A 7,830-nucleotide genomic window follows, 5' to 3' on the forward strand; every position below is an offset into this window, starting at 1 on the left:
GGAAGGTGGTTCGGCCCGGTCCTTCGCGCGTGATCCCGCGGTACGGCCCGCCGCCGCGCCCGTCTCACACCTGCGGGGTGACGCCGGGGCAGGGCGTCGGCCCGAGGATCGGTTCCGTGCCCAGTACCGGCCGCGGAAGAGAGGGGTGGGCCATGACCGAGGGTCGGCACGAACCACCCACGCCGCACGAGCGCGCCGCCCGCGGCCGGGCCGCACGCACCACGGTGCCGCGCTCCGGTCACGCCGACTTCGCCCCGGCACCGGACCGGACCGACCCGGTCGAGGTGATCGAGCGCCAGTCCGCGCGCAGGCTCCAGGAGTTGGTGCCGATCAGGTACGGGCGGATGCTCGAATCGCCGTTCCGCTTCTTCCGCGGGGCCGCCGCCCTGATGGCGATGGACCTGTCGACGACGGCGACGAGCGGCATCACCACCCAGCTGTGCGGGGACGCGCACATGCTGAACTTCCGGCTGCTCGCCTCTCCGGAGCGCCACCTCATGTTCGACGTCAACGACTTCGACGAGACCCTCCCCGGCCCTTGGGAGTGGGACGTCAAGCGGCTGTCGGCCAGCCTCGCCATCGCGGGCCGCGCCAACGGGTTCAGCGCGCCGGAGCGGGCCCGGGTGATCCGCGAGACGGTGCGCTCCTACCGCGAGGCGATGCGCGGCTTCGCCCGCATGCGCAACCTGGACGTCTGGTACGCCCGGATCGACGCCGACGACCTCTACGCCGGGCTCGCCGCGGAGCTGCGCCCCCGGGCCCAGCGCCGCCTGTCGCGCACCCTGTCCAAGGCCAAGGGCCGCGACCACCTCCAGTCCCTGGACAAGCTCGTCCACCGGGTCGGCGACGACCTGCGGATCGCTCCCGACGCGCCGCTCGTGACGCCGCTCTCCGATCTCCTCCCGGAGGTCGAACGCTCCGAGCTGGAGCAGCAGTTGAGGGAACTCGTCGACCGCTACAGCCTGACGCTGTCGTCCGACCGGCGCGCGCTCCTCACGCAGTACCGGGTGGTCGACATGGCACGCAAGGTGGTCGGCGTCGGCAGCGTCGGAACGCGCTGCTGGGTGCTCCTGCTCCTCGGCCGGGACGCCGACGACCCCCTGTTCCTGCAGGCCAAGGAGGCCGAGGAGTCCGCGCTCGCGCCGTACTGCGGGGCCAGCGCCTATCCGAACCAGGGGGAGCGCGTCGTGTCCGGGCAGCGCATGATGCAGGCCACCAGCGACATGTTCCTCGGGTGGGAGCGGGTGTCCGGCCTCGACGGGCGGGAACGGGACTTCTACATCCGGCAGTTGCGCGACTGGAAGGCCATCCCCAAGGCCGAGGGCATGACGCCGAAGGTCATGCGGATGTTCGGACGGCTGGCCGGGGCGACCCTGGCCCGCGCCCACGCCCGCTCCGGGGACCGCATCGCCATCGCGGCGTACCTGGGCGGCTCCGACCGGTTCGACCGCGCCCTCGCGGAGTTCGCCGAGCGGTACGCGGACCAGAACGAACGCGATCACCGGGCCCTGGCCGACGCGGTGGTCCACGGCCGGGTCACCGCGTCGTCGACGGCGTGACACCGTCCGACGGCACCGCGGTGATCCGCAGCACGCGCCGCACCAGCGGCTCCTGGGCGAACACCTGGCCGAGGGCGATGCCGAGCGCGACGATCGTGAAGAAGAGGATCAGCCAGGACAGGAGCGTGAAGACCGAGCCGAGCGGCCCGTACCGCTCCACACTGCGCTGCAGCGCCACCGGCAGCCACAACGCCGCGACCCGTGAGAACCCGACCGCGCCCGTGCCCGCGAGCAGGGCCCCGGGCAGCAACGGACGCCACGGCACGCGCCCGGCGAGCAGCAGGTGCTGCGTCCACCACCACATCAGCACCGCACCGATGGCCTGCAGCGGTATCCCGAGGATCGGACCCGCGCCGAACCCGTCGTGCAGCAGGCCCTGGAAGAACAGGGCGGTCAGCCACACGAAGAGCCAGAGGGCCCAGCGCCAGAGCAGGATCCGCACGCCGGACGGCGGCAGGTGCCAGGAGCGTTCGCACAGCCGCTGCAGGGCCCTGGAGAAGGCGGTGGCGGAGAGCAGCGCGACCAGGAAGCTCACCGCTCCCCAGCTGTGCATCGCCTGCTGCTCGCCCGCGTAGATCTGGTCGAGCATCGCCGACCGGTCCCCGTCCGAACCGAACAAGGACCGCAGCGACCTGCGCAGTTCGTGCCGCCAGCCGGGCGGGCAGAAGGACGCGATCGCGATGAGCATCGGCAGCGCGGCGAGGAAGGCCTGCGCCGCGAGACGGGTGGCGAGGTCCAGGATGTTCACGGCCGCGAGCTGCCGGACGACACGGGTCGGCAGCGGCCGGGCGCGCACGGCGGTCAGCATGACGGTGCCCCCTCGCAGCTGTGACGCCAGGCCCTCTGCGGGACACTCTGGCACCGCGCGGGCCCCCGCACGTCGCCCACTACGGGCGACACGGGCGACACCCGACCGGTTCGCCCTGCAAGGGTGATACGGCCCCGGGCGTCGCCCCCGAAGGTGGTTCCCATCGGACCGACGGGAGGGTTGCCGTGGACGACTACCCGATGTTTGACGTCTTCCTCACCATGCTCGCCTTCTTCTTGTGGGTGATGTGGTTCGCCATCGTGATCCACATCGTTGTGGACATCTTCCGCAACGACGACCTCAGCGGCGTGCGCAAGGCCCTGTGGCTGTTCCTCGTGCTCGTCCTGCCCCTGTTCGGTGTGCTCGTCTACGTCATCTCGCAGGGCTCCGGGATGGGCCGGCGCAACACCGCCACCCGGATGTCGGCCTTCGGCAACCACCCCATGGGGTCGTCGACGGCCGCCAGCGCCGGGGAACTGGAGCGGCTCGCGGAGCTGCACCGGTCCGGCGCGCTCACCGAGGCGGAGTACGCCCGCGCCAAGCACCACGCCCTGCCCATGTAGGCCGGGCCGGGCCCCTGCCGCCGTCACCGCGGGCCGGGCCGACCGGCCGGACCGGACGGGTCCGCGGTGCCGTCCTCACCGTCGACCCGGTCCCGGAACGCGGCGACGGCGGCCTCCAGCGTGGGGAACAGATGGCGCTCGTCGATGGTGCGCGTGAGCTCGTACCGCTCGATCTTGCGCCGCACCGGGTCCTTCAGCTCCGCGAAGACGAGATGCACGCCGCGGGAGTTGAGGGACTCGTCGAGCGTTTCGAGCACGTCGGCCGCGGTGGTGTCCACGTCGGTCATGGGCTCGGCCGCGATCACGATCCAGACCGGCGCCCGGTCCGACCGCGACAGCCGCGTCACCTCGTCGCGGAAGGTCTTGGCGTTGGCGAAGATCAAGGGGGCGTCGAAGCGGTAGACGACCATTCCGGGGATCTGCTCGGCGCCGGGGTAGGAGCGCAGGTCGTGATAGCCCGGCAGGCCCGCCACCCGGCCGAGCACCGTCCCGTACGGCCGCCAGACCCGGCGGAACACGTTCAGCACGGAGAGCGCCACGGCCACCGCGATCCCCTGCAACACCCCGACCAGCGCGACCCCGAGGAACGCCGCGACGCACAGCAGGAACTCGATCCTGCGCTGCCGCCACAGCCGCACCGTGCCCGGGACGTCGGCCAGGGAGAGCGACGCGGTGATGACCACGGCCGCCAGCGCGGGCTGCGGCAGGTGCCGGAACAGCCCCGGCACCAGGACGAGCATGAGCACGATCAGCGCCGCCCCGACCACACCGGTCAGCTGGGTGCGCGCCCCCGCCCGCTCCGCCACCGCCGTACGCGACCCGCTCGTACTCACCGGAAAGCCCTGGAAGAGCCCGGCGGCCAGGTTCGCCGCGCCGACGCCCGCCATCTCCTGGTTGCCGCGGATCTCCTGCCCCGTGCGGGACGCGAACGCCGACGCGTTGGAGATCGTGTCGGCGAGGGAGACGACGGCGATGCCGAGGGCACCGGCGAGCAGCGGGCCGAAGTCGTCGAACGCCACGTCCGGAACCGTCAGCGGCGGAAATCCCTCCGGCAGCACACCGACGAGCGCCACCCCGTGGTCCCCCAGGTCGAACGCGACCACCGTGCCGATCGCCAGGACCACCATGACGAGGACGGCGGGCACCCGCGGCAGCCACCGCTGCAGCGCCAGGATCAGCACGAGCCCGCCGCACCCGATCGCGACGGCCGCGCCGACCGCCTTCCCGTCCGCGAGCCCCTCGGCCACGGCCACGCACTCGTCGATCAGCCCGTCGGCATCCACCTTGAACCCGAGGAGCTTCGGCAACTGGCTGATCAGGATCGTCACGGCCAGGCCGTTCATATAGCCGATCATCGTGGGCTTGGAGATCAGCTCGGCGACGTAACCGAGGCGCGCCATCGACGCGAGGATCATGATGGCCGCGACCATCAGCGCCAGCATCGAGGCCAGGGCGACGGCCCGGTCGGGATCGCCGTCGGCGGCGACGAGCGGGAGGACCGTCGCCGCGATCATCGGGCCGAGCGAGGAGTCGGGACCGAGCACCAGGACCCGCGAGGGCCCGCACACCGCATAGCCGAGCAGACACAGGATCGACGTGTAGAGGCCGGTGATGGCGGGCAGCCCGGCGAGTTCGGCGTACGCCATGCCCTGCGGCACGAGGAGCGTCGTGAGCACGACCCCCGCCACGATGTCCTTCGTCAGCCACTCGCGTCGGTACGTCATGACCGCGCGGCCCCCGGGAACGCGCTGGACCAACGACACGAGCCGCCCGCCACCGCCGCGCCCGGTTGCCCTCATGGGTGTCCTCCCGCCGAATTCCGCCCAGGGTCGGCCAGGGCGGCGGGGACGGGATCACCCCGCAGGGGTGGTTGCCGCCGCCCGGTCCGAGGGGCGGCACGCGAAGCCGCGGCTCACCCGTCGGCCGGGCCGTACCAGGACGTCCGGCAGCCGAGCCGGACGTGGCCGTCCGGAGTGCGGTGCAGGCGCAGCCCGTCCGAGACGCCCGGCTCGCCGGTGAGCGAATCGGTGCCGGGTGGCGCCCCGGGGGCCTGCAGGGTGTTGTCCCGCCCCACCTGCAGCCAGGCGGGCGCCCCGGCCACGGGCCGGTCGTCGAAGTCGGTGACCACGATGTCGATGCTGGTGCTGTCGACCGTCACGTGCAGCCGGTAGCTCGGTGCGCTGCTGTGCCCGATGACGTAGTGCGCGGCCACGCGGGTCGCGTCCCCCATGCGTTTGACCAGCCAGGCCGGGACGCCGACCATCGCCAGGACCGCGCAGGCCGTATCACCCACGGCCTGGTAACTGCCCTCAAGACGCCGGGTCTCCATCGTCAGGGAGAAGAGCGCCTCGACCGGCACCGCCCGCTCGGCGTCGTAGTTCCGGGCGTGGGGCAGTGCCTCGATCCGGACCGTCTGTCCCATTGCGTCCTCCCAGCAGACTCCGGCGCCTCAACTCGGCGTCATGCGTGCCGACTTGGCTCCCAGGCTCTGTCAAGGCGCTATGTTGGACATCACCCCGATCGGGGCATCTCACTCGGTAGGAACCGCTTCTTCGCCCCGTCACCCGCGGATTTGGTTCCCCCTCCGGCTCCACCCCTCTGCTCCCTGCGTGCTCTTCGTTCTCTCCACATCGTCGCCCGGGACCCCGGTGGCCCTCCGTCCTACCCGTCCGTCCTGCCCCCAGGAGGCGGGCCGTTCGCAGTGAGGATGCCGCCATGAACCACGGCGTTCCGCCCCCTGCCGGGCATCTGTGCAGCTACCGGGCCCACGGCCGCACCGTCATCGAGTTCCACGGCGAGATCGACATCGCGGCGGCGCTGACGATCCTGCCGGTCCTGGACGCTGCGACCGCGCCGCACGAGACGCTGATCGTCATCGACCTCACGCCGGTCACCTTCTTCGACTGCTCCGGCCTGGCCCTGCTCTGCAGGGCCCGCAGCCGCCTGGAGGCACGGCGCGGCGAACTGCTCCTGGTCTGCCCCCAGCCCCTCATCCTGCGGATGCTGCGCATCCTGGGCCTCACCGCCCGGTTCCGCCCGGCCCCGACCCTGACCGACGCCCTGCGCGACGGCCGACCGGCCCGTGAACTGAGCTGAGCCGAGCCATCCGCGACGGAGAACGACGAAGGCCCCCACCGGCGAACCGGTGGGGGCCTTCGTCTGCCCTTGCGGGCGGGTGCGGAGGATACGAGATTCGAACTCGTGAGGGGTTGCCCCCAACACGCTTTCCAAGCGTGCGCCCTAGGCCACTAGGCGAATCCTCCGCCGCAAACAATACAAGACGTTGGGGAGTGCTCGCGAACACGATCGGCTCGGCGGGCTCCCGAGGTCGGAACGGTTCCTCCCGGCGTCGCTTCCGCGCCCCGGGATCCGCTACTGTGGGGGCCAGCCCCTCACGTGGCGCTATCTGACTGAACTCCCCCAGGGCCGGAAGGCAGCAAGGGTAGGTCGGCTCTGGCGGGTGCGTGGGGGGCGCTTTGCGTTGGGGCGGTCCTGGTTGTCGGTGGTCGCCTATAACCTCGTATGCGTGTCGTCTCTCGCCTTGTATCGCCGCTATCGCCCGGAGTCGTTCGCCGAGGTCATCGGGCAGGAGCATGTGACCGACCCGCTGCAGCAGGCGCTGCGGAACAACCGGGTCAACCATGCCTACCTGTTCAGTGGCCCGCGCGGCTGCGGCAAGACGACCAGCGCGCGCATTCTGGCCCGCTGTCTCAACTGTGAGCAAGGTCCCACTCCCACGCCCTGCGGCGAGTGCCAGTCCTGCCGCGACCTGGCGCGGAACGGGCCGGGTTCGATCGACGTCATCGAGATCGACGCGGCGTCGCACGGTGGTGTGGACGACGCCCGTGACCTGCGCGAAAAGGCCTTCTTCGGCCCGGCGAGCAGTCGCTACAAGATCTACATCATCGATGAGGCCCACATGGTCACCTCGGCGGGCTTCAACGCCCTCCTGAAGGTGGTCGAGGAGCCCCCGGAGCACCTCAAGTTCATCTTCGCGACGACCGAGCCCGAGAAGGTCATCGGCACGATCCGGTCGCGCACCCACCACTACCCCTTCCGGCTGGTGCCCCCCGGCACCCTCCGGGACTATCTCGCCGAGGTCTGCGGCCGCGAGGACATGGCCGTCGAGGACGGGGTGTTCCCGCTGGTCGTGCGGGCCGGTGCCGGTTCCGTGCGTGACTCCATGTCCGTCATGGACCAGCTCCTCGCCGGTGCGCGCGAGGACGGTGTGACGTATGCCATGGCGACGTCCCTCCTCGGGTACACGGACGGCTCGCTGCTCGACTCCGTCATCGAGGCCTTCGCCTCCGGGGACGGGGCCGCGGCCTTCGAGGTCGTGGACCGCGTCATCGAGGGCGGCAACGACCCGCGCCGCTTCGTCGCCGACCTCCTGGAGCGGCTGCGGGACCTCGTGATCCTCGCCGCGGTGCCGGACGCCGCCGAGAAGGGGCTCATCGACGCCCCGGCCGACGTCGTCGAGCGGATGCAGGCGCAGGCCGGTGTCTTCGGCGGCGCCGAGCTCAGCCGCGCGGCCGACCTCGTGAACGAGGGCCTGACGGAGATGCGCGGCGCCACGTCCCCGCGGCTCCAGCTGGAGCTGATCTGCGCGCGCGTGCTGCTCCCCGCGGCGTACGACGACGAGCGCTCGGTCATGGCCCGCCTCGACCGCCTGGAGCGCGGCGGGAACTTCGTGCCCGGCGGCCAGGGCCCCGGTCCTGCGATGGGTTACGTCCCCGGGCCCGAGGCCCACGCGGGCGTGCAGCAGCCCGGGGCGCCCATGCCGCAGGGCGGACCCGCGCAGGCCCCACACGCCCCGCAAGGGCCGCCGGTACCTCCCGGTGGGGGCCCGGCGGCGGCGCGTGCGGCGGTACGGGGCGCGGGCGCACCCACACCCCAGCAG

7 protein-coding genes, 1 tRNA gene and 1 other RNA gene are annotated in these 7,830 nt (G+C 72.0%); 5 read left to right on the forward strand and 4 right to left on the reverse strand.

Going from position 1 to position 7,830, the window contains the following annotated elements; translation table 11 throughout:
- Window positions 1-152 precede the first annotated feature (152 nt).
- Window positions 153-1,559, forward strand: coding sequence for a DUF2252 domain-containing protein (locus AOK03_RS13535; protein ID WP_055565479.1), 1,407 nt, complete (start codon window positions 153-155; stop codon window positions 1,557-1,559).
- On the opposite strand, the gene AOK03_RS13540 is transcribed toward AOK03_RS13535, so the two are convergent.
- Window positions 1,537-2,367 (reverse strand): YhjD/YihY/BrkB family envelope integrity protein, encoded by an 831-nt coding sequence (locus AOK03_RS13540; RefSeq protein ID WP_055565480.1) that lies wholly within the window; start codon window positions 2,365-2,367, stop codon window positions 1,537-1,539. The two genes, AOK03_RS13535 and AOK03_RS13540, sit on opposite strands and share 23 nt — an antisense overlap.
- A 185-nt stretch (window positions 2,368-2,552) precedes the next feature.
- Between AOK03_RS13540 and AOK03_RS13545 the strand changes: the two genes are divergently transcribed.
- Entirely contained in the window at window positions 2,553-2,930 is a 378-nt protein-coding gene (locus AOK03_RS13545) for an SHOCT domain-containing protein (RefSeq protein ID WP_055565481.1), read from the forward strand.
- Between the two features lie 23 nt (window positions 2,931-2,953).
- Here AOK03_RS13545 and AOK03_RS13550 read toward each other — a convergent pair whose 3' ends face one another.
- Both AOK03_RS13550 and AOK03_RS13555 read right to left on the reverse strand, forming a co-directional pair.
- Window positions 2,954-4,729 carry a SulP family inorganic anion transporter gene (locus AOK03_RS13550; RefSeq protein ID WP_055565482.1) on the reverse strand — a complete coding sequence of 592 codons (1,776 nt, stop codon included), beginning with the start codon at window positions 4,727-4,729 and terminating at the stop codon, window positions 2,954-2,956.
- Between the two features lie 113 nt (window positions 4,730-4,842).
- On the reverse strand, window positions 4,843-5,352 hold the full coding sequence (locus tag AOK03_RS13555; protein ID WP_055565483.1) for a phage tail sheath protein: 510 nt from the start codon (window positions 5,350-5,352) through the stop codon (window positions 4,843-4,845).
- A 293-nt stretch (window positions 5,353-5,645) separates the two neighbouring features.
- Here AOK03_RS13555 and AOK03_RS13560 point away from each other — a divergent pair, with 293 nt between their 5' ends.
- Window positions 5,646-6,026: an STAS domain-containing protein gene (locus tag AOK03_RS13560; RefSeq protein ID WP_055565484.1), complete on the forward strand. Its 381-nt coding sequence runs from the start codon at window positions 5,646-5,648 to the stop codon at window positions 6,024-6,026.
- Window positions 6,027-6,108: 82 nt separating this feature from the next.
- Here AOK03_RS13560 and AOK03_RS13565 read toward each other — a convergent pair.
- Window positions 6,109-6,193: transfer RNA gene (locus tag AOK03_RS13565), tRNA-Ser, on the reverse strand.
- Between the two features lie 120 nt (window positions 6,194-6,313).
- Between AOK03_RS13565 and ffs the strand changes: the two genes are divergently transcribed.
- Both ffs and AOK03_RS13570 read left to right on the forward strand, forming a co-directional pair.
- Window positions 6,314-6,412, forward strand: an RNA gene (gene ffs, locus AOK03_RS40280) — signal recognition particle sRNA small type.
- A gap of 44 nt (window positions 6,413-6,456) precedes the next feature.
- The coding region (locus AOK03_RS13570; protein ID WP_157868940.1) for a DNA polymerase III subunit gamma and tau at window positions 6,457-7,830 on the forward strand (1,374 nt) is incomplete at its 3' end.

The sequence above is a fragment of the Streptomyces atriruber genome, from assembly GCF_001418325.1.
GTDB classification, from domain to species: Bacteria; Actinomycetota; Actinomycetes; order Streptomycetales; family Streptomycetaceae; genus Streptomyces; species Streptomyces atriruber.